The 22,205-nt window shown below is 36.8% G+C and carries 19 protein-coding genes; 2 read left to right on the top strand and 17 right to left on the bottom strand.

Features of this window, described 5'->3' with window-relative positions; translation table 11 throughout:
• Positions 1 to 174: 174 nt before the first annotated feature.
• Positions 175 to 1,392 carry a DNA polymerase IV gene (gene dinB / locus N7U62_RS17580; RefSeq protein WP_264139369.1) on the top strand — a complete coding sequence of 406 codons (1,218 nt, stop codon included), beginning with the start codon at positions 175 to 177 and terminating at the stop codon, positions 1,390 to 1,392.
• On the opposite strand, the gene N7U62_RS17575 is transcribed toward dinB, so the two are convergent.
• Together N7U62_RS17575 and N7U62_RS17570 are read right to left on the bottom strand one after the other, a co-directional pair.
• Complete coding sequence (locus N7U62_RS17575; RefSeq protein ID WP_264139368.1) at positions 1,389 to 1,685, bottom strand: type II toxin-antitoxin system RelE/ParE family toxin; 297 nt, start codon at positions 1,683 to 1,685, stop codon at positions 1,389 to 1,391. The two genes, dinB and N7U62_RS17575, sit on opposite strands and share 4 nt — an antisense overlap.
• A complete protein-coding gene (locus N7U62_RS17570; protein WP_264139367.1) occupies positions 1,682 to 1,930 on the bottom strand; it encodes a hypothetical protein in 249 nt (82 codons plus the stop codon). Before N7U62_RS17570 ends, N7U62_RS17575 begins: the two co-directional genes overlap by 4 nt.
• A gap of 60 nt (positions 1,931 to 1,990) precedes the next feature.
• On the opposite strand from N7U62_RS17570, the gene N7U62_RS17565 reads away from it, so the two are divergent.
• Positions 1,991 to 5,005, top strand: coding sequence for a DNA polymerase III subunit alpha (locus N7U62_RS17565; protein ID WP_264139366.1), 3,015 nt, complete (start codon positions 1,991 to 1,993; stop codon positions 5,003 to 5,005).
• On the opposite strand, the gene N7U62_RS17560 is transcribed toward N7U62_RS17565, so the two are convergent.
• The 15 genes from N7U62_RS17560 to N7U62_RS17490 all read right to left on the bottom strand — a co-directional run bounded on the left by N7U62_RS17560 (position 4,969) and on the right by N7U62_RS17490 (position 22,163).
• Positions 4,969 to 6,348 carry an undecaprenyl-phosphate glucose phosphotransferase gene (locus N7U62_RS17560; protein WP_264139365.1) on the bottom strand — a complete coding sequence of 460 codons (1,380 nt, stop codon included), beginning with the start codon at positions 6,346 to 6,348 and terminating at the stop codon, positions 4,969 to 4,971. The two genes, N7U62_RS17565 and N7U62_RS17560, sit on opposite strands and share 37 nt — an antisense overlap.
• A gap of 47 nt (positions 6,349 to 6,395) precedes the next feature.
• A complete protein-coding gene (fcl, locus tag N7U62_RS17555) occupies positions 6,396 to 7,328 on the bottom strand; it encodes a GDP-L-fucose synthase (protein ID WP_264139364.1) in 933 nt (310 codons plus the stop codon).
• A 1-nt stretch (position 7,329) separates the two neighbouring features.
• Positions 7,330 to 8,442: a GDP-mannose 4,6-dehydratase gene (gmd, locus tag N7U62_RS17550; protein ID WP_264139363.1), complete on the bottom strand. Its 1,113-nt coding sequence runs from the start codon at positions 8,440 to 8,442 to the stop codon at positions 7,330 to 7,332.
• Positions 8,443 to 8,471: 29 nt separating this feature from the next.
• Positions 8,472 to 9,695 carry a WcaI family glycosyltransferase gene (locus tag N7U62_RS17545; protein ID WP_264139362.1) on the bottom strand — a complete coding sequence of 408 codons (1,224 nt, stop codon included), beginning with the start codon at positions 9,693 to 9,695 and terminating at the stop codon, positions 8,472 to 8,474.
• A complete protein-coding gene (locus tag N7U62_RS17540) occupies positions 9,692 to 10,768 on the bottom strand; it encodes a glycosyltransferase family 4 protein (protein ID WP_264139361.1) in 1,077 nt (358 codons plus the stop codon). Before N7U62_RS17540 ends, N7U62_RS17545 begins: the two co-directional genes overlap by 4 nt.
• 78 nt (positions 10,769 to 10,846) lie before the next feature.
• Positions 10,847 to 11,674, bottom strand: a complete 828-nt coding sequence (locus tag N7U62_RS17535) for a glycosyltransferase family 2 protein (RefSeq protein ID WP_264139360.1) — start codon at positions 11,672 to 11,674, stop codon at positions 10,847 to 10,849.
• Positions 11,643 to 12,332 carry a hypothetical protein gene (locus N7U62_RS17530; protein ID WP_264139359.1) on the bottom strand — a complete coding sequence of 230 codons (690 nt, stop codon included), beginning with the start codon at positions 12,330 to 12,332 and terminating at the stop codon, positions 11,643 to 11,645. Before N7U62_RS17530 ends, N7U62_RS17535 begins: the two co-directional genes overlap by 32 nt.
• 39 nt (positions 12,333 to 12,371) lie before the next feature.
• Positions 12,372 to 12,881: a serine acetyltransferase gene (locus N7U62_RS17525; protein ID WP_264139357.1), complete on the bottom strand. Its 510-nt coding sequence runs from the start codon at positions 12,879 to 12,881 to the stop codon at positions 12,372 to 12,374.
• Between the two features lie 14 nt (positions 12,882 to 12,895).
• The gene (locus N7U62_RS17520; RefSeq protein ID WP_264139356.1) at positions 12,896 to 14,122 is read right to left on the bottom strand and encodes an O-antigen ligase family protein; all 1,227 of its coding nucleotides are present in this window, start codon (positions 14,120 to 14,122) and stop codon (positions 12,896 to 12,898) included.
• A complete protein-coding gene (locus tag N7U62_RS17515; RefSeq protein WP_264139355.1) occupies positions 14,112 to 15,170 on the bottom strand; it encodes a polysaccharide pyruvyl transferase family protein in 1,059 nt (352 codons plus the stop codon). Before N7U62_RS17515 ends, N7U62_RS17520 begins: the two co-directional genes overlap by 11 nt.
• Before the next feature lie 4 nt (positions 15,171 to 15,174).
• Positions 15,175 to 16,512: a flippase gene (locus N7U62_RS17510; protein ID WP_264139354.1), complete on the bottom strand. Its 1,338-nt coding sequence runs from the start codon at positions 16,510 to 16,512 to the stop codon at positions 15,175 to 15,177.
• Positions 16,509 to 17,708: a glycosyltransferase gene (locus tag N7U62_RS17505; RefSeq protein ID WP_264139353.1), complete on the bottom strand. Its 1,200-nt coding sequence runs from the start codon at positions 17,706 to 17,708 to the stop codon at positions 16,509 to 16,511. Before N7U62_RS17505 ends, N7U62_RS17510 begins: the two co-directional genes overlap by 4 nt.
• Positions 17,709 to 17,711: 3 nt before the next feature.
• Positions 17,712 to 18,599: a sulfotransferase family protein gene (locus N7U62_RS17500; RefSeq protein WP_264139352.1), complete on the bottom strand. Its 888-nt coding sequence runs from the start codon at positions 18,597 to 18,599 to the stop codon at positions 17,712 to 17,714.
• Positions 18,596 to 19,684: a Wzz/FepE/Etk N-terminal domain-containing protein gene (locus tag N7U62_RS17495; RefSeq protein WP_264139351.1), complete on the bottom strand. Its 1,089-nt coding sequence runs from the start codon at positions 19,682 to 19,684 to the stop codon at positions 18,596 to 18,598. The genes N7U62_RS17500 and N7U62_RS17495 overlap by 4 nt, the downstream gene beginning before the upstream one ends.
• Position 19,685: 1 nt before the next feature.
• Positions 19,686 to 22,163, bottom strand: coding sequence for an SLBB domain-containing protein (locus N7U62_RS17490; protein WP_264139349.1), 2,478 nt, complete (start codon positions 22,161 to 22,163; stop codon positions 19,686 to 19,688).
• Between the last annotated feature and the right edge of the window lie 42 nt (positions 22,164 to 22,205).

The raw sequence follows: 22,205 nt of genomic DNA, 5'->3' as shown, positions 1-22,205 counted from the left end.
GAATTGAATGTGCGAAGTTACCATTGACCTGATAAAAATGGAACTTTTGGAGCATAAATGGAACCAAGGCCACCAACTACACAAATGTCTCCCAATGACAAGAATCAAAATTGATCAAATCAGAAAACTAACTTTATTAGTTTTTACTAATTTATATAGTATTTTTGTCTTCACATGGAATTCAAAAAGTCTATAGTACACATGGATTTGGACACTTTTTTTGTGTCTTGTGAACGGAATCTCGACAGCCGTCTCAACAATAAACCTGTGCTCATAGGTGGCACTTCTTCCAGAGGTGTAGTAGCCTCCTGTAGCTACGAAGCGCGTAGGTTTGGCATCCACTCCGCCATGCCGATGAAGACAGCCATGCAGCTCTGCCCCGAAGCAGTCGTGATCAAAGGCAATGCGATGACCTACAGCAAAAAGTCAAAAGAAGTCACCGAGATCATCAGGCAGAGTGTGCCTCTTTTCGAAAAATCCTCTATCGACGAGTTCTATCTCGACCTGTCAGGCATGGATCAGTTCTTTGGCTGTATGAAAATCGCCAGCGAGCTGCGAGCCAAAATCATGCACGATACCGGCCTGCCCATATCCTTTGGCCTCTCTGAAAATAAAACCGTCTCCAAAGTCGCCACTGGAGAAGCCAAACCCAACAACCAAATACAAATCCCCTATGGTCAGGAAAAGACTTTTTTAGCTCCCTTGTCTATCAAGAAGATTCCCATGATCGGAGACAAAACTTATCACTCTCTTCGTCAGTTGGGTATTCGTTATGTGAAAAATTTGCAAGAGATGCCTCTCGACCTGGTAGAACACGCTTTTGGACAAAACGGCATTAAAATGTGGGAAAAGGCACAGGGAATTGATAAAAGCCCCGTGGTGCCCTATCAGGAAAGAAAATCCATCTCGACCGAACGAACCTTTGGCAAGGACACTACTGATGTGTACAAACTTAAAAGCATCATGCTGGCCATGGCCGAAAACCTGGCCTTTCAGCTTAGAAGAGGGCAAAAGCTGACATCTTGTATCACAGTGAAGCTTCGCTACTCCGACTTCAACACGCATACACTGCAATCCAAGATTCCCTTTAGCTCGGCAGATCATATCCTGATCCCAAAGGTCATGGAGTTATTCGACCGACTGTACAACAAAAGACTGTTGATCCGTCTGGTAGGTGTTCGCTTCAGCCATCTCGTAGAGGGCAACTATCAAATCAACCTTTTCGAAGACACGGAGGAGATGATTCAATTGTATCAGGCACTAGATACGATCCGAAACAAACACGGGGACCGAACGATCATGCGGGCCGCGGGATTCGATGCTAAAACCATCAGCAGATTCAACCCATTCACCGGTGAGCCGCCTCCCTTGCTACCCAACCGCCATCGTTAATTAATACTTGGCTTTCTACTCGTATGATATACCTCTAAAATAACTACTTTATGTGTTTGAATATGATAAACCACTCGATAGCTCCACCTGAAAAACCGCCTGATATTTCCTGAGTTATCGGGATAGTACTCATCTATTTGGTACATATATGGATTGGAAGATAATTGTTTGGTGGCCTTTATTATTTCTTGGCGAACTTTTCTCGCATTTTGAGGAGAATCCTCACTTATCAACGAGCAATAATAATCCAGCGATTTTTTAGCTCTAATTGTCCATTCTACAGTTTTACTCACAGATCCTTTTCAAGCTCTTCAATAGAGAGGGTTTTACCTTCCTTAGATTCAGCAATGGCTTGATCTATATCTTTTTTGTAAGCCTTCTGATCCAAAGCTCGACCATCAGAAGTATATGCCACCACCTTGCCTTCCTGATCTAAAAGTTCAGAGGCATATTCTTTTAGCTTCAACAGTACATTCATATCATCAATTTCAGAGATGTAATGATGCAGTCCAGATTTAAGTTCAGCGATGCTATTCATAGATCTACCTTTTTGTAAAAATAACGATTTAAAACTAATAAGGATTTAATACCTACTGCCATGTTCCTCAACACGCATTCCTTTTTCAGTTTGAGATATGGAGTCATGTCCCCCAAAGCTTTACTCCAGGAAGCCAAAAGCAAAGGAATAATGTCCTTTGCTCTCACCGACATCAATAGTACTTCGGGATGCCTGACCTTCATTCGTCTCGCCCAGGATTTAGGCATTCGTCCTATCATCGGCATGGATGTCCGAAACGGCATTAAGCAGCAATTCGTTCTCCTAGCCAAAAACAACAGCGGCTTCCGTGAAATCAACGACTATGTCTCTCCTTTCTTTCATCAGAAAAAGGAATTTCCATGCATTGCTCCCAAACTAGAAAATGTTTTTGTGATCTACCCCTTTCATACCCAAAGACCCTATAGACTCCAAGACAATGAATACATCGGAATAAAACCCCGTGACTTACTGAAAATTCCTTTTTCTCGATCCAAAGAGTTAACACATCGGATGGTCATGTTACCAGCCGGCAGCTTCAGATACCAGCTCGACTTCAACATCCACCGACTCCTCCGTGCAATCGACAACAACACCCTGCTAAGCAAACTACCCAAAGAGGAGCAAGCCGACCTAAGCGATCAATTGCTAACTCCCGCTGAACTACTAGAGATCTATCAAGACTATCCTGAACTGATAGAAAACACCCGACAGATATTGGAAAACTGCCAGATTCATTTCGATTTTGGTACTGACCAACCACACAAAAATCTACAAAACTATACGAGCTGCGAAGAGGAAGACTACCAGCTGGTGCGTCGTTTATGCCTGGAAGGAATGCCTTATCGCTACAAGAAACCCACCATCAAAATCTACCGCCGGCTCGCACTAGAACTCGACATCATCCAAAAGAAAAGCTTTCTTTCCTACTTTCTGGTCAACTGGGACATTCTCAAGTACGCCCGCAGCAAAGGCTATTTCTATGTCGGACGTGGCAGTGGTGCCAATAGCATCGTTGCATATCTACTGCGCATCACAGACGTAGATCCTATCGAACTAGACCTATACTTCGAGCGTTTCATTAACCTCTACCGAACCAATCCTCCAGATTTTGACATTGATTTTTCGTGGAAGGACCGAGATAACGTGACCCAATATATTTTCGAAAAATTCGGCCAGGACCGTGTATGCCTACTTGCCACCTACAACACCTTCAAGTACAAAGCAGTGATTCGAGAACTGGGCAAAGTATTTGGCTTCCCGCCACGAGAAATGGAAAAAATATCAGGAGAGAATCCAGACATCTCGGACGTCAACGTTCGTTTGATTCTCAAATACGCCTACAAAATGGACGAGATACCAAGCCACCTCAGCGTCCATGCCAGCGGCATCATTATCTCCGAGGCACCCATTCACAACTATACCGCGACCTGCCTGCCTCCAAAAGGCTTCCCTATTACACATTTTGATATGGTAGTAGCTGAAGACATCGGGCTTTACAAATTCGACATCCTAAGTCAACGTGGTTTAGAAAAAATCAAGGATAGCCTTACGATCATTGCCAATAATCATCCAGAACTTCCCCCTATCGATATACACGACATGCCGCAATTTTTTGAAGATGAAAAAATCAAAGAGTTACTCCGAAATGGAAAAACCATTGGCTGCTTCTATGTCGAGTCACCTGCCATGCGCATGCTCTTAACTAAACTGCGCGCTGATAACTATCTAGGACTGGTAGCCGCCAGCTCTGTGATCCGTCCAGGAGTAGCCAAATCAGGTATGATGCGAGAATACATCCTACGCTACCGTATTCCTGAAAAAAGAAAAGAAGCACATCCGGTACTAGCTGACCTCATGAGAGACACTTTTGGAGTCATGGTTTATCAGGAAGACGTAATCAAAGTTGCACATTATTTCGGCGGTCTTAGTCTGGGAGAAGCCGACCTCCTGCGACGTGGCATGTCGGGAAAATTCCGTTCCCGCTCTGAATTTAAGAAAGTAAAAGAGAAATTCTTCGAAAACTGTGACAAGATGGGACGAGCCAAAGAGCTAACCAAAGATGTTTGGCGGCAAATCGAGAGTTTTGCAGGCTATGCCTTTGCCAAAGGACACTCCGCCTCCTACGCCATCGAAAGTTACCAGAGCCTATACCTCAAAGCCCACTACCCACTCGAGTACATGGTCGCCACCATCAACAATGGGGGAGGGTTCTACAGCCGAGAACTATATATTCATGAGGCGCGAATGCGAGGGGCCAAAATCGAAGCTCCATGTATCAATCGATCCCAACGAGAAACCATCATCAAAGGAAACACCATATGGCTTGGTTTTCATGTTATCCATGATCTGGATTATAAATCAATCACTGCAATTCTAAATTGTCGAGAAGAACTAGGAGCTATCCCCAGTCTTGAAGTGCTGATCGATGATGGCATGCTCGGAATCGAACAAGTTAAAATACTCATTCGCATCAACGCATTTCGCAGCATCGAGCCCAACAAAAAGAAACTACTATGGAAATGCTACTTCCTTCTACAAAAACAGAAAAACCGACCCGTTTATATCTATCCTATTTTTCCACCCAGGAACAAAAACTTAGAACTACCCACTCTCTATTATGACACCAGAGAAGACTCCTTCGACGAATTAGAAATTCTGCATTTCCCACTTAGAAGTCCATTTGAACTCATCAAGGAAAGGCCCAGGCACCCCATCATCTATGCCAATGAAATGGAACAACATAAAAATGAAACCGTCACCATGCTCGGTTATTTCACGACCAGAAAAAGAACCAAAACCAGCAAAGACCAAACTATGTATTTCGGAACCTTCATAGACGAAAAGGGGCAGTTCATAGATACCGTTCACTTCCCCCCTGAGGCAAAAGCCTACCCCTTCAGCGGAAAAGCAGTCTACGAACTCACAGGAAAAATCATTGAAGAATTTGACTTTTTAAGTCTGGAAATCACAAAAATGACCAGAAGTCACTATGTGAATATGGAAGATGAGGAAAAGAAGCAGGCAGCACGAATACTCAATCAATATGCATTCTCTCTATCAAAAACAATAGAATAAACTGTCAAGACAATGATCTTGACATCAAACCAAAGACTCCAGTTCTTTACATAAAAGCGATCCAATTTTACCCGACCATACATCTCACTAAAGCGGGCAGTTTCTCCTCTATAACCCTTTGCCTGTGCCAATCCAGTTACTCCTGGCTTTACCGCATGGCGCTGGATAAATCGATCAATCTTCGGTTTAAACTCTTCGTTCAATTTGATAGGGTGGGGTCTTGGACCTACCACAGACATGTTACCCAAAAACACATTGATGAACTGTGGCAATTCATCTAAACTAGTTTTTCTTAAAATTGCTCCAATTTTTGTGATACGGGTATCGTTTTTAGTGGCCTGTTTGGTATCTGATTCTTTGTTCACCACCATAGACCTAAACTTCCAGCAAGGAAAAAACTGATTTCCTCTACCATGTCTATTTTGAATGAAGAAAACTGGCCCTGGAGACTCTAGTTTAATCAGCAGACCTATCAATGGCACCAACCATGAAAGAATAAAAATCATTACCAAGGATGAGAACACAATGTCAAAAGCTCTTTTGAGCACACGATTGTACATTCTATCCAAAGGGATATTACCTACATCTAAAACAGGAATATTACCATAACGCTGAATCTGTAGATTCTTATTAGAAACCTTACTGAAATCAGAAAGCAATTTGATCTTAATCAAATTGTTCTCTGCAAAGTCCACAAGTTTCTTAACATCCTCGTCATATAACTTCGGTAAACAGCAAAAAATAACGTCTATACCATTTGACTTACTATAGGATTCGACATCATCTATTCCCCCAGTTACAGAAGGGTGATCGGTCTTATGATCAAAAAACCCTTTAAATATATACCCCATTTCAGGGTTTTGAAGAAAATGTCTTTTTAAGCTCCTACCAATCGGTCCATAACCCACGATAGCTACATTCCTAACATTGTAGCCCTTGGTTCTATAAAAGCGAAGGATATTGATGAAACCAACCCTCCATCCAACGACAAAGACAGAAAATATCAGGTAAGTATAAAATAAGTGCTCTCGTGAATAAAAGTAGGCTCGGGTAGAGGCCCACATAGCAAAGACAACTGCTAAGTTGATCGTAAGACCAAGAAGGATTTGAGAGATATAATCAACGACACTCTTTTCTCTCTCAACCTTGTCCAATTTGGTCACAAAGAAGATAACCACCCATGCGACATTCAGAAAAGCAAACAAAAAGGGATACCTATCACCCTCAAACCAAAATGTATTGAATCTTATAAAATTGGCTACAATAAAGCCTATATTCAAAAACAAAAGGTCTATGAAAAGGAAAATGGCCGGAAAGAATTTTGAAATCCTCTTCTTTTGCATGGAGTCAATAAGCTAGCTAGAAAGCGAAGATAGGGAAAAAAACTGTCTTATTTCCAATCACTTTTATCAACCTCAGCATATACCTTTTCAATTCCATCTTTCAACGAAATCTTTGCTGACCACCCTAAAGCATTAATTCTTTCACTACTCATCAGTTTTTTCGGTGTTCCATCAGGTTTGTCAGTATTAAAAATTAAGTCTCCCTCATAACCAACAACCTCCTTAACTGTCAGTGCTAAATCCTTTATAGTCAAATCTGAACCAAAACCTATATTGATCGTCTGACCATCAGAATAATTCTCCATCAGAAAGAAACAAGCCTCTGCTAAGTCATCCACATGCAAAAACTCTCTCATCGGAGACCCTGTACCCCATATCTCAACTTGAGCTGTATTATTTACTTTAGCCGTATGAAACTTTCGAATTAAAGCAGGCAGTACATGAGAATTATTTAAATCGTAATTGTCATTTGGACCATACAAATTAGTAGGCATCCCAGAGATAAAATCAACTCCATACTGGTCTCTATAGGTTTCACAAAGCTTAATACCTGCAATCTTGGCAATTGCATAGGGCTCATTTGTTTGCTCTAATGGACCAGTTAACAGACTATCCTCATGTATCGGTTGATCGGCCATTTTTGGATATATGCATGAACTTCCTAAGAATAAAAGTTTCTTAACCATATGCTGATAAGCAGCGTGAATCACGTTGGCTTCAATCATAAGATTATCATAAAGAAACTCTCCTCTATAAATATTGTTTGCATGTATTCCGCCAACCTTTGCTGCAGCTAAGAATACGTATTCAGGATTTTCCTCTGAAAAAAATTCATCGACTGCCGCCTGATTCTTCAAATCAAGCTCTTTAGATGTCCTATAAATCACATTCGTAAACCCCTTTGCTTCAAGGTTTCTAACAATAGCAGAGCCAACCATTCCTCGATGGCCGGCCACATAAATTTTCGATTCCTTATCCATTTTACTCTGCCTGCTTCAAGATCTCGTGACCACCTTCCAGCAAATATTTATCCTTCTCGAAGAGCTTAAGATCTGACTCCATCATTTCAGTTACCAAAGCCTCCAAATCATATTCTGGCTTCCAACCCAATTTAGTGTTTGCTTTGGTGGGATCTCCAATAAGCAAATCTACCTCGGTCGGTCTAAAATACTTTGGATCAATTTTGACAACCTCCTGTCCAATTTTAAATGAGTATTCTGGATTAGCTGATGATTTCACTTTCGCCACTTCATTGACTCCTTCTCCAGTAAACTCTAGTTCAACACCTACATGTGAAAATGCCATTTTAATAAAATCGCGAATTGTTGTGGTCACTCCAGTTGCCAAAACAAAATCTTCAGGCTTATCCTGCTGAAGCATCAACCACATACCACGTACATAGTCTTTTGCATGGCCCCAATCACGCTTAGAATCCAAATTCCCCATATACACGCATTCCTGAAGACCTAACGCCATCTTAGAAACTGCTCGCGTAATTTTACGGGTTACAAAGGTTTCCCCTCTCAAAGGAGACTCATGATTGAATAAAATCCCATTACAAGCATACATATTGTATGCTTCTCTATAATTGACTGTGATCCAATACCCATACATTTTCGCTACAGCATATGGTGACCTTGGATAAAAAGGAGTCGTTTCTTTTTGCGGCACTTCCTGCACCAAACCATACAACTCTGAAGTGGAAGCCTGGTAAATTCTGGTCTTCTCAGTTAACCCTAAAAGCCGTACAGCCTCAAGCAATCTCAAAGTACCAATACCATCAACATTAGCAACATACTCCGGCGTATCAAAGCTAACACGAACGTGAGACATGGCCCCAAGATTATAAATTTCATCCGGTTGAATTTCTTGGATCAATCGAGTCAAATTCATAGAATCCGTCAAATCACCATAATGAAGAAACATTTTCGTTCCATCCTTATGTGGGTCTTGGTATAGATGGTCTATTCTATCTGTATTAAATATAGAAGATCTTCTTTTTATCCCGTGAACCTCATATCCTTTTTCCAACAACAACTCCGCTAAATAAGCGCCGTCCTGACCTGTGATTCCTGTAACTAATGCTTTCTTCATTTTTATTCGTTTTCAAATGGGCCACAAATTTAATTGATTAAATCAATAATAGGCGACAAACATTTATCAATTGCTAAGTTATTCTCTGCCCATATCCTTGCCTCAATTTTCATTTGTTCATACATTTTACAATTTTCCAATAGATACCTAATACCATTTTCCATTTGCTTTGGGTCATCAGGATCCACCAACAATGCAGAATTACTTGCTTTCATTAATGTATAAAGACCCGTTCCTTTTTCTGCCGTAATGATACAAGCGCATCCAGCAGACATTATATTTGTTAACTTGCTTGGCAAAAAAGAATCGGCACCTGCACTCTTTTGAACAACAAGTTGAATATGAGAACTCTGTAGCATGTCATTCAAATTAGCCTTAGGCACAAGGTCTGATATTACAAGGTTACTTAATCCCATTAACTTTGCCTTTTCTTTTAATGTCTCTAAGTAAAGCCCTGCGCCCAAAATAACAAAAACAATATCACTATCCTCTTCCAAAAACTTAGCCGCTTCCAAAACAATATCCAGTCCCTGCTTTTCACCTACATTTCCAGAGTAAACTATTAATTTCTTGAAGTGCTCAACTTGAATATAATCATGCAGCCACTTAGAATTTCCAGGAATGATTTCATCCAGATCTGACCAATTTGGAACCAACAAAACCTCTCTTGATATATTCTTTCGGTCTATCTTTTCCTTCATCCCCACACTTATTGTACTGACATGATCTGCTGACTTCAAAATTGTCCTTTCAATAATTCTCAGAAACCTGCAAAGCCAATTTGGTAGAAGCCCTAATTCTTCTGCTGCATCAACCTGAAGATCCTGCACATGAAAACAAACAGGTACTCTCAAAATTTTTCCCAATACTAAGGGTAGAACGCCAATAAAAAAAGGTGGATTAACAACAAGAAAAAGAGATGATTTTTTGATATTTCTAAGATTCAAAAGTAAGGCTATCGAACTAGAAAACAGAAAACTAATTTCAGAAAAAATCTTCTTAAATGCCCTTGGTGATTCAGGGATATATACTTTACTCCTAACATCAATTAAATCTCCTTTTGTTTTCTTTGAATAAAATGCATTTTCAAAGCCTTCATACTTTTTCCAATATGGATAAAATGGCACGTTTGAAAATGAATTGACTCTTAAATTCTTAGACAAAAAGAAGTCAATCATTTCTCCATTATATTTACCTATTCCGGTTATTTCTTCTGGAGAATAATATGAATATAAAGTTATTTTCTGATTCACGAAGTTTCAAGTGTTTTTAAAACTTTAATGATATCGTCTCCAAATCTAGACACCCTGTATTTTTTTCGTGTCGAAGCATAATTTTTTATACCAACAGTTTTTAATATATCAGGGGTCCTTTCCAGTGTTGATAAAATTTCAACAATTTCATCAGTTGACCTGGCATTAATAATAGATCCGTTTAACTTATCTTCAACTATATCTGGGATTCCGCCTTGTTTGGTTGTAATAATATAATTCCCTGCAACCATACCTTCAATAATACTAATTGGTTGACCTTCTGTTTCGTAAAAAGTTGGTAAAATTGATACATTAGACCATTGGAGTTGTAGAATCTTCTCGAGCCCCGTAACTGAACCCAAATATGAAATATTTGTCTCTTTTATAAGCGTTTCTATTCTATCTTTTGCACTTGACTCAATAGAACCTGCCAATCTGAATTCAATCCTTTTGTCTCTAAGAGCTTCAAAAGATTTAATAACCTCAATGATTCCCTTACCAATCATTAAATTGCTTAAATAAAGAACTCTCGGGCGGTCATATTTTTTCTCATCAATCTCGATTTCATAGACATCATCCGATGCAAAATTAGAAATCTCAAATATATCCGTCTCCTCAATGACCCCACTTAAATTAGCTCTCAAGCTCGATGAAAGCACAATTCCTCGATCCGCCATTCCCAATATGAAAGCTATGAACTTCCTCTTGAAACCTTTCAACCGGCTTCTGGTTTGAATTAAACCGCCACCATGAATATGAACTACTATTTTTTTTTTGAGGATTTTAGCAATTATGATAAAAGGAGCATACTTAACGACTCCGAAAAAAGATTGTCCAGGAGTTATATATACAATTTCATAGAAGTTTATCTTCCAAAATTGAAGCCACCCTTTGAACAATGATGCCAATTGTACAAAATTGAGGGCTCCTTTTTTAGAAGACAAAATGTTATGACTTGTATCTAATTTACAAACATCATGATTTTGGGCAATCAAATAATTATTTAGCACCTGATTGGCCAAGGATTCTCCTGTAACTGGTTCTGGAAATGGGCCAATTAATAGTATTTTCATTGATTTAGTTATACCAGTTTAAATTAGAATAGGAACACAACATTAATAGATTGACACAATAAAAATCATCAAAACAAATTATTCATTAAGAATTTTTCTGAGCGCTTTTGTTCCAGAGTCACCCAAAAATCTGCTTAAAATGTATAAACACTTAGTCCTAAACATATAAAGTCTAAGCTTAAGGTTATTTACATTTTGTTCGTGTTTTTTAAGAATGCTCCTCACCTCTTCCAAACTTTTAATTCTAGATTTATAATCATGACTAATACCTCCCTCCTGAATTATCACTTGGGAATTCACACCAGAAAAAACAATTGACTCTTTTTTTAAGAGTACTCTAAGTATGAATTCATAGTCACTTGATATTTTATAACTTATATCATAAGTTCCATACTCTTTAAATAAACATGCCTTATGTAGCATTCCCGGATGAGGAATCTTCATTATACCCTTAAAAAAATCATCTCTAATAGCATTCCAGCTGTTTGCCTGAACCCAAACTTCACGATCAGATAAATCATGAAAAGCTGTCTTACCATAAATAAAATCTGCATCATTGTTTTCCGAAAGAATGTTCAAATTTTTTATAGAATTCTCATCCATTAAGCGGTCATCAGCCCCCAAAAAAGCAACCCAATCAGTTTCTACATGATCAAGCGCTTTATTCCAAGCATCATAAATACCTCTATCTTCCTCTGATATCCATTTTTCAACAACATCTTCGAATTCTTTAATGATATTAATAGTATTATCATCTGACATCCCATCAATGATAATAAGCCTAAAATTTTTGTCAGTTTGATAGCGAAAGCTTGTCAGACAAGCACGCAAAGTTCTCCCGGCATTATATGTAGCTACAATAAACGTGATCATATTATTTTTTAGTAAATGCTTTATATAAAGCATTGGCTCTTTCTAAAAGAAATTCATACTTTTTTGAATAAATCTCATCAATAACACGCTGTTTTAATTTTTGTCTTCCTTCCGAAGGTCTCGCAACCTCCTTTTCAGACAGCTTACTAAAATTCTTAACGCTAATCTCCTCAATTTGTGTAAAAATTTCTTCGTTATCAACTTCTCTACCAAGGTCCTTTTTAATAATATCTCCTTGAGTTATTATTAGATCATCAACAATTAATCTTGGGTTATTTATCAATTTCTCAAATTCAATAACATGTAGTCTCTCCTTATAATTAATCAAAGTATCGTAAAACCTAATATAGTCCTTTAAACCGTACCTGACACTCACATTATTTCGAATAACATAAGATGAAATAGCATCAACTGGTTTACGTATTAATAAATAGCAACTTATGTTGTTTTTTAAACCACATATGATTTGACAAGGGTTATGCAAATGATGTGCTATATGCACTTTATTTTTTAAAAATTCTTCGACAACAACAACAGAATATGTATTTGCCGATCTAGGAAAACCTTCAATTACTATCCTTGTTAACTTTCCAAACTCAAGACCATTTTCTTTTAAAAAAAGCTTTCTAAATAAAAAATATATCTCAGGCTTATTATAAGTCCATAACTTTAATTCGTATAAAAACTCCATATCTATGCAATTTACATATTGAAACCTGTACCTAATGCCTCAAAAACGAGGATTTATTGGTTTCAATGTGATTGGATTGCCAAACACCTTGAAACCACTAGGGACACTCTTTAAAACTAACGTTCCTGCACCTATTATCGAATTATGACCAATTTCAATTGGACCCAAAATTATAACATGGGCACCAATTTGCACATTATCACCAATCTCAGGAGCCAATGAGCCTTCATTTTCAACCATATCTATTGTGCCTATTGTTGTATGCTGTCTAATCGTCACATTCCTACCTATTTTGGTCTTAGCGTTTATAACCACACCATGACCATGGAAAATCACAAAATCCTTACCAATTATTGTTTTAAGAGGAATGTCAAAACCCATTAACCAATTAAATAATAAAACATGTAGTATTGGAATAACAAAAAAAAAGAGCATTGCGAACCTATTTGCTCTAATCAGACTCGTTAGCCTAAACGAAATCATAAAAATAATCCCCTTCCAATTCTTTGCTTCCCAATTTTTTTTAAAATCCTGAAAAATATATTTCATGCTCAAATTGATTTTTATAACGCAATACAACGTTTTGTGGAATTTGGACCTGCAAACCCGAAATCTCCCGATTTAATCCACCAAGACATATACAATATGAATAAAGGCTGAAAATATAAGGGTTGAGAAAAAAACAATGTTAATACTAGAGGGGTAAACTCAACGAGTTTTTGAAGAGTCCTTTTATTACAAGAAATAACTCCACTCAAATATATAATTACAAGCCCAGACCATAAGGGAATACCAAATTGATAAATTGATGCCAATAAGTTAGTAGGAGGGGTATTCTTAACATCGTTTAAGTACCCAGAGCCTAAAAATGGTCTATCCATGATTATGGACCAGGCATTGTCTTGTGCATCCGCTCTATAATCATAGCTAGCTCCTGAAGATTTATCAATCAAACCAACATGTGGTGCAAATAGAGCTCCCAATAATAACAAAACTGCAAATATGGAAATGTAAATTCCTGTAGAAAACCGTATCTTCCAGTCCTTTTTATCCAAATACAAATGACCAATCATAAATATAGCAGTCGCAAGGCCAGCAGTTGAAAAGGTAATTAGTACACCAAATAATAAGACCCATTTTAAAATCTTTCTTTTTGTATTGAACAAATAGTCTACCTGTAAGAAGCAATAAAAAAACATTATTTGGGCTATTCCCCCCTCACGATAAATTCCTAATAACCTTGGAATAAAAACGCTTCCTGCATTATAAGCTCCCCCATAAAGTATTGTGAATGGGAAATACACCTTAGCATCAATATAGTAATCATAATTTATCCCAAAAAGAAAGTATAACTTTGAGCTGAATGCAAAAATTATTAGTGTCAAAACATAGGAAATTATTAAAATGACGTCCAGCAATATGATCAATTTGAACGCAATTGCGATCCTCTTTGAAGTAAATGGAATTAGCAGAAATAAAAACACAGGAATTAAGAAAGTTAATACAGACTTCATAATCCCAGTTGAAGACTCTGGATTTTTAAAAATAGAAATTATACCTCCGATAATAAAAACTAATAATAAACCTACAATAAAAAAATGCAACTTAGATTCAACTTTGTTCAATTTAAAATTGATCAGAATAGCTGAAAAAATAAAAATTGAAGCCAAAGCAGCATTAAAATACATCTCTGCAATAAATGTACCTCTCAGGAACAATATTCCGACAAAAAGTAAAATGCCCTCAACTATATAAGCTTTTGGAGCCATCATTTTTGCATCAATACTCATCACATATTTTATCAATCAAATCAAAGTTTCTATTTGCTTCAATTTTCAATCTCTCTATTTCTTTCCAGTCAAACGAATTGTGTACCCGCTTAACAAACCATTTTGGAAAAAGAAACAGTTTAACAAACATTATTATCGCACTAGTTTTACTTTTATTCCAATCTGCAAAACCGGTATTAACCATTTCTAATTGAGAAATTGTCTTAGGTTTTGCACCAATTGAAACAAACGGCACATTAAACGTCAACCCAGTTATTCCAAGATGCAATTTATGAGACACTATCAAGTCTAGGGACCTTATACTGTTTAAAAAGAGCCATGGGTTATCGTATTTTATATTTCTAGATTCGTTCTTGGAAAGATATTCTCCTTTAAATTCATCTGATCGATGTAATTTCACAAAGTATAGATCAATATTACCCAAAAACTTAGAAACAAATTTTAGAACATTAATCAGGCTTTTCTTATTGGTATGCAAATTAATTCCTATTCGAACCTTTCCACTTTCCCTATTTGACAATTCTGAGTTAAAAGAAGCTACTTTAGAGGTTGTCCACAAAATATCAGGAACAAATTCCACTGATTTTATTGTGTTTTTGAATATTTTTAGATCATTTTCAAGTCTTATGCTTCCACCCTTAAACACTTCACTACTAAAAAAATCCTGCCTTCCATAACGCATCTTACCCTCATATAATTTATGACCATCACCTCCAATCGAGATACAATACACATCACAACCCTTACTCAAACATTCATTTTTCAATTGAATAATTTCTTCTTCATGCTCAATCTCTATTGGGTTCAAATTTGAGTTTTCTCCAAATGACAAAAAAGCCCCCCCACCTATTAAGCAAACCGATGCTCTACTTATTAGATCTGTGACAGAAAAAGTTGACTCTATTTGTAATTCTTTGGCAAGTTCATAATCCAATCCATAAACTATTGGTTTAAATCCCTTTGATTTAATATAATTTGCAATGACGATCGCCATCAATTCATCACCATAATTTCCATATTTATAAGATCCATAAATTGCGATATTCATAACATTAAATTTTAGAGTCAAAAATAATTTTCCTTACTGTCATCAAAATAGGTTTAACAGCAATGACATTTAAAAAGGCTCGAGACTGAACAATGAAAACTTCTCTTGTTCCTTTTCTCAAACCAGCCAATAACCAATTTGAAATACACAAAGATAGGATTGTTGACCATGCGGCACCAATTACACCCAGCCATGGAATCATATATAAATTCAAAAGAATATTTAACACGGCACCAGCCAAATTAAAAGTCATTTTTATCCTTTGTTGTCCCTTAAGTATCATCCATTTAGTTTGAACCAACCCCATGAAACCAAATAAACACGCCCAAATGTGTAAAATCAAAACTGATCCAGATTTTTGATATTCAAATCCATATAAAAACAAAACAACCTCTTCACCAAAAAAGGTAATAGGGAGGGCCAAACAGAGAGAAATTGCCAAAATTACATCAAATAACTGTTGAAATCTTGTTTGAAATAATTTGACATTTGACCTGCTTTTTATTATTGATGGATAAACTGAAGAAATAATTGCCATAGGTATAAAATACCAAAGCTCAGAAAGCCTAGCAGCAACAGCATAATTTCCTAAGTCGCTTTGCGAAACAAAATATTTCAACATTATTTGATCTATTTTCATATAAATTATTGTAGACAAGCCTGATATTAATAAAGGCCAAGAGTCTAGCACTAAGCTTTTGGCATAATGCAAATTTATTTTCAAATAGATTTTTGGCTTATCATATAAAACTAAGTAAGAAGTAATCAAAACGATAGCTTGTAATAACAAACCAATTATTGTTGTCAAAGCAAAATAGAAAAGACCCATTTTCAATATGACACCAACTAATTTTAAAGCAGATACAGAAACTTGAAAAGTCACTCTTGCCAGTACTGAATATCCTGCAGCAACTTTCGACTTAAAATAGCAATCAAATACTTCGAAAGACTGAAATAGCAATCTAACCGATGTTAAAATAACGAGCCATTTTAAGGTTTTCTCACTACCCAAGAAGTAAAAATTTAAACAAGTCAAAGCAAAAAAAACGCAACCAGAAATAAAAATAGTGGTAAAGGATGTACTTACAACATTTGATATTTGAGGACTGCCTTTTGAAACAAGTTCCTTAACCACAATGTCCATTAATCCTAATCGACTAAGAGGGAGAAGAATAGCGACAATACTATTTGCATATTCTAATAATCCGAACTCTTCTGGACCTAAATACCTAATTACATATACACTTGTGATAAAAGAAACTGAAAAGGAAAAAACTTTTTCAACAAATAGAAATCCTGTATTCCAGAAAATTTTTTTTGAACCAAAACTTTTATCGTTCATTCTTGTTTCGCCAACAATCCATTAAACAATTCTAGATAAGCTTTAGCTTGTTGATTCAAGTCAAACTTTTCAATTGCTTTTCTCCTAGCATTTTCAGAAAAGTCAATTTTCGAAGCGTTCTCAATCATCCATATGACACCTTTTCCCAACGCTATGTAGTCTTTAGGATCAATTAATAATCCGTTGCTACCGTCATCTATAATATCACTAACTCCCCCTACATCGAAAGAAATAGCAGGACACCCACAGGCAAAAGCCTCAACTAAAGTATTCGGAAGATTATCTATCATAGTCGGCAATACTAACAGATTAGATAAAGAAAAAATATCTTTCATTTTTTCTTGGTTTTCAACTTTCCCGAAATATACAACTCTCACATTTTCAATAGAGTCCAGAACTGTGGGACCCGGATGACCTGCTACTGCTACTACAATTTTATTGTCTCTTTCAATGGAAATGCTCCTTAAGGCCTTAACAAAGAAATCAAACCCTTTCCTTTGATCATTTATATTTTCACCAACATAGAGAATTATGTAATCATCTTTACTTAAGCCATATTTAATTCGCAATTCCTTTTTTTCAAAAGGAACAAAGAATTTTGTATCAACACCATTTGCAATGGTCATCACTTGTTGATCTTTTAAAAGAATACTTCCTCCAGCACATGTTGAAAGCCATTTAGATGGAGATACAAAGACCACATTTTTGAGCTTTTTATAGACGTCAAACTTTCTTTTCCAAACCCATTTATCTATTATAAAAGAAGATCTATATTCTGGCGCCTCAGATTCCAATACATAATGTCTTGCGTCTGAAAAAGCCCACATATCATGCATTGTCCAAATTATTGGTTTTTGAATTTCAAGCAATTCTTCGATAGAGAGAAATGCATTATGAAACCAATGAAGATGTACAACATCTGGGTTTTCCTTCCTAATTTCATTGATCACACCATTAGTAAAGAAAGATATGTTCCTATCAGTCATATTTATCATTCGGAGAGGAACATGTTCTAGTTTAGATTTAATCGCAGTGCTTCTATTTCTGCATTCTATTACAGACTTATCATCTGACTTTTTTTCACCAACTAACATTGTAGCCTCAAGTCCAAGATCGGCATATTCCCTATGAAACCTATATGCCGCCAATGCAGCTCCTCCACTAATATCTCTAGTACTAACTGTTAATATTTTCACTTGTCAACTATACCAATTTGAAAGATCCCTATTTATTAGGGACTCTAATTTATGAATATCTTCCTTATACTTTTGACGCAATTTGAAATAGTCCTTATCTTTCAATATATTTCTGGAAAGGTTTCTTTTCAATAGCCTTTTTTTAACGATCCTCCTGAAATTAGACGGAATCACCAATTTAATTACATTTTTTAAACCACTTCTCTTCAACAAAAATTTTTGTAAAAGCATACTTTTTGGCGCTCCGGAAACATTATGCATTTGGGGAGATGAAACTTTGAAAGAAGCGTCAACACCAATAAAATTTAACAATTCTTCAATTATTCGATCAATGTTATTAAAATCTTCGTATAGAAAAATTTTAACATTTCTAAAATTTTCAAGATAGTATTTTACTTGTTCATAGTATAAGCCTACCTTGAAGTAATGATAACCCCATGACCAGTTATCCCTAATCCTCTGCTCCTCTGAATTCAATGCATCAGCAAATGATAAGTTTTCTGTCAAATCACGAACATGATGTGAGTAATTTGAAAAAGCACGCCTTGCCGGGTCCCTAAGGACAATTATTATTTTCGCCTCCTCTCCTATATATTTAAGAATATTATTTACACTGGTTTTATAATAGTATAGATAATCTGTTGAAAGATCGCCGCACTTAACATTTTCAGGCACACCTGCAAATAACTTTCGGTATTCTTCTAAATTTCTAACGCCAGCATTAGTAAATTTTTCCGCACCCATCCCCTTATAATCTCTGCTCATTCCCGAAAAAAATCTGCATTCCTTAATTTCAGGTATAAAAATATCAGGATGGCCTTTTAAATAATTAAACAAGGCAGTAGTTCCCGCCTTTGCACTACCTACAATAATAAAGTCTGGGCGATTCATTTTATTTTAGACAAATAAAGCTTCTTAGCGATGCAAATTGAAACTGATGAAAAAGAACCCAAAACAAAAAATACCACCAGAACAAAAACCCTTTTTGGTTTACTTTTTTCCGCCGGAATTCTAACAGGATCTAAAACTGTAAATACTGGTGTCTCTTCTTTCAATTTTATTTTTGCCTGTTCTACCTGTGACGCCAACCCTTTATATACCTCAAAAGCCAAGTTGTATTCATTTTCAACTCTTTTTAGCTGAATCTGCGCAGTAGCAGAAGAAACATTCATATTTCTATCCATCAGTCTAGCTAATCGAAATTGAACGGATTCGAAATTTTTCTTCGCCTCTTCGAAAGTCTTAACTACAAAAGCCAAATTTTCCTTTGCCTTATCCGTCTTGTATTTGATTACCGACTTGGTTACCTCACGTTCTATTTTCCTAGTGACTTGAGCCGCAGCAAAAGCATCTGGCATTTCTACCATGATATTAATCAACCCCGTCTCATCACTGATGTTTATTGATATTCTTTCCTTAAACCCTTCCACTAGTTTTCTCTGTTTTTTACTCAACCTATAAAACTCTTGATCATAAAATATATGAGAATTACTCTCACTAGTTTTACCCGAATAGATTATTCCTAGAAGGCCAATACTATATTTCTTTGCATAACTCAATAGTGAAGACTTCGCATGCTTTTCAAAATAATCGAATGAGGAAGTGCGTAAATCTTGACTTTCAAAGTAAATAGTATCACTCATCACATCGAGAATAAAGGGCAAGCTATTTACAATTTCTGGATAAATCTGAGGGGATAGTACTGCACCACCAGTTGGCATTCTACCTAAATCGATTCCTGCTAAACCCGCCAAGCTTCCCAAACCACCTAAATTTTGAGATCCATTATCAGCAACTTCTGGCAAAAGTCTAGTCGATGCTTCGTACTCGACAGGACTTGTAAAAGCGATCACCAAACCTAAGACAATAAAAATTCCTGTGACTTTAGCAATGAACAAACGCCCAGACCAAATGGTCTTGACCAATTCTACCAAGTCGATTTCATCCTCCTGTATGATCTTCTTTTCAACAGTCATTTTATCTAGCAATCTGAGTTACAACCAAAGCTAATGTGGCAACACTAGAAGCCAAAGCCACCCAGGCCTGCGCAGACATAGGCTGTTTCTCTGGTTTTTGAGGTATCACAATTTCTGATCCAGGTTCTATTTTTGGATAATTCTTAAACCATAAAAAATGCTTAGTTTGTGCTGCAGACCCATTGGCATAAATAACATAGGATTTAGCCTTTTTGGCTTGCTGGTCAAAGCCACCGGCAGCTGACACATATTTTTTCAAACCACCGTTTTCAAAGTACCTTACATTCGACGGGTACAAAACGCTACCTCTTACTCTAACTGTTTGAAGCTGTCTAGGGATACTGATAATATCTCCCTCTCGCATAATCAAATCTGATTCTGAACCAGGGTTTTTCAAAATTTCTTCTAATTCAATTCCAATTGCTTCTTGCTGTTTAAAAACAGAAGATTCATTAGAAAACAAAGTATCTCGTTTAAAAATTTCGGTTAGACTTTCTTTTCTGATCTTAGCAGCATCATTAGCATACCCCGGATCTTCCAAATTTTTCTTATAATATTCAGACCTTCTTATTAGTGTTGCACCCTTGACGTAAGCATATTTTGTTGCACCGCCAGCACGCTCTAATATATCTGATATTCTCTCCTCTTTTTGATCTAAAACATATTTCCCTGGAAACTGAACTTCCCCTTCGATTTCCACTGTCTCTTGTTCCTGATAAAACGGGCTTTTTCGAATAACTACTAAATCAAATGGGGATAATCTAAATTTTGAATCTCGTTCGGACAAATCTAAACTTTCACTTATTGGAAAATTATACAAGTCCGCAGTGCTAACTGCATCTTTCACACTATCAGGATTAATCCTTCTCGCCACCTCTACTATTGACTTAGCGGCTGATTCCTTAAATCCTCCAGCTAAAAAAATCAAATCCTCGACAGTCATACCTTCGACATAGGCAAAGTCTCCAGGTTTCTGAACTTCGCCCTGTATGACCAAATTATACCTCTCTCTTAAATCGTATATAGACTGAAGCCTAATGACATCATTGCTTTGAAGCACCACGCTTTCCTCGCCATTCAAAACTTTGGTAGGACTAAAAGAGATATTAGAAAGTGAAAAGTCAGAATTTTGTCTAATAATTACTCCTCGATCCATGAAGGTGTCTCCTCGAACGCCATCCGCTAATTTTATCAAATGCAACAACGTCATCCCCTCTTGCAATTGGTACTCACCAGGATTCAAAACCGGCCCTTCTATCGTGACTCTATCAACAAACTCGTTTGTGATTTTACCTACCTCGATTTCATCACCATTCAACATTTCAAAGGCCTGAGCTGAATCTAACTCTATTGTTTTGATGGTCTTGAAGTTTCCATCTATGCGGCGTACGCTTATTGAACCCTGATAAGCCTGATTGGTCAATCCTCCAGAATAAAGTAATAAATCTTCAAAGCTCTCTCCATCCAATAGTTCATAATAAGCAGGCCTCTTCACCTCACCATCAAACTTCACTCTCCCCACATATGGCCTCACTATCACTACATCCTGATCTTGAAGCGTAATATTTTCTCCAGTTCCTCGAATCATAAAAGCATATGAATCCAAAGTCGAAACCAATTCTCGATTTCTAAATATTTCAATCTTTCTTAAAGAACCATCTTCACTTGGTCCTCCAGCGCTATACAAAGCATTGAAGGCAGTACCAAAAGAGGACAAATTATAGGTGCCAGGCTTTTGCACCTCTCCTATCACATGTACTTTAATGGAGCGTGTTTGGCCTAAAGAAATATCAGCATTAGAACTTCTCCCAATGGTAGCATAAATTCTCTTCAACCTCGAAATAATTTTAGTCTCCGCTTTTTCAATTGTAAGTCCACGGACATATATAGGGCCTAAATTAGGTATCCTTATGGCACCTTCAGGGCTCACCATCAATTGATAGGTTTGCTCTGATGCCCCCCAAATGTCTATGATAATTTCATCTCCAGCTCCTATTACATAATTAGTCGGAGTGGGCATATTAATTCCAGTCTCAAAAGACAAATCACTATTTCGAAAAAAGGAATGTCCGAAAATGGGTAGACCGTTTATTTCAGGAGTCTTTTTTTCAGTTCCCAATTCTTTAAAAGGATCAAAGCCAGCTCCACCTTGATTGTCTGCCTCTCTCAATCGGTCTTCAGAAGAAACAACAGCCCCCCCTTTCGAAGTAGATTTCAACTGATTCATTCTAGATTTAAGCTTCTGAATCTGTAACTCACTCATCCCTCGAGATTTCGCCATCAACATCAATTGATCTTCTGAGTAACCACTTGACTCTACCTTATCAACAAACTTCTGAATTTGGGCATCTGATAAATCATCAACATTGATAGAGCTAATGTTTTGGACACTAAGTTCCTGTTGAGCAGAAGCTACTCCAGCCCACAACAGTAAAAATGACAATGCAAGGAATAAACCTTTACACATTTGCTTTCTCATAGAAACATGAAATTTTGCGCAAGATAATTAAAATTAGACAGG

Source organism: Reichenbachiella ulvae (assembly GCF_025833875.1).
Lineage (GTDB): Bacteria > Bacteroidota > Bacteroidia > Cytophagales > Cyclobacteriaceae > Reichenbachiella > Reichenbachiella ulvae.
This window is presented reverse-complemented; position numbering and strand designations above follow the sequence as displayed.

Coding starts and splice junctions, on each gene's coding strand:
- dinB (WP_264139369.1), top strand. CDS start 175: ATGGAATTCAAAAAGTCTATAGTACACATGGATTTGGACACTTTTTTT.
- N7U62_RS17570 (WP_264139367.1), bottom strand. CDS start 1,930: ATGAATAGCATCGCTGAACTTAAATCTGGACTGCATCATTACATCTCT.
- N7U62_RS17565 (WP_264139366.1), top strand. CDS start 1,991: ATGTTCCTCAACACGCATTCCTTTTTCAGTTTGAGATATGGAGTCATG.
- N7U62_RS17560 (WP_264139365.1), bottom strand. CDS start 6,348: ATGCAAAAGAAGAGGATTTCAAAATTCTTTCCGGCCATTTTCCTTTTC.
- fcl (WP_264139364.1), bottom strand. CDS start 7,328: ATGGATAAGGAATCGAAAATTTATGTGGCCGGCCATCGAGGAATGGTT.
- gmd (WP_264139363.1), bottom strand. CDS start 8,442: ATGAAGAAAGCATTAGTTACAGGAATCACAGGTCAGGACGGCGCTTAT.
- N7U62_RS17540 (WP_264139361.1), bottom strand. CDS start 10,768: ATGAAAATACTATTAATTGGCCCATTTCCAGAACCAGTTACAGGAGAA.
- N7U62_RS17535 (WP_264139360.1), bottom strand. CDS start 11,674: ATGCTTTATATAAAGCATTTACTAAAAAATAATATGATCACGTTTATT.
- N7U62_RS17530 (WP_264139359.1), bottom strand. CDS start 12,332: ATGGAGTTTTTATACGAATTAAAGTTATGGACTTATAATAAGCCTGAG.
- N7U62_RS17525 (WP_264139357.1), bottom strand. CDS start 12,881: ATGAAATATATTTTTCAGGATTTTAAAAAAAATTGGGAAGCAAAGAAT.
- N7U62_RS17520 (WP_264139356.1), bottom strand. CDS start 14,122: ATGAGTATTGATGCAAAAATGATGGCTCCAAAAGCTTATATAGTTGAG.
- N7U62_RS17515 (WP_264139355.1), bottom strand. CDS start 15,170: ATGAATATCGCAATTTATGGATCTTATAAATATGGAAATTATGGTGAT.
- N7U62_RS17510 (WP_264139354.1), bottom strand. CDS start 16,512: ATGAACGATAAAAGTTTTGGTTCAAAAAAAATTTTCTGGAATACAGGA.
- N7U62_RS17500 (WP_264139352.1), bottom strand. CDS start 18,599: ATGAATCGCCCAGACTTTATTATTGTAGGTAGTGCAAAGGCGGGAACT.
- N7U62_RS17495 (WP_264139351.1), bottom strand. CDS start 19,684: ATGACTGTTGAAAAGAAGATCATACAGGAGGATGAAATCGACTTGGTA.
- N7U62_RS17490 (WP_264139349.1), bottom strand. CDS start 22,163: ATGAGAAAGCAAATGTGTAAAGGTTTATTCCTTGCATTGTCATTTTTA.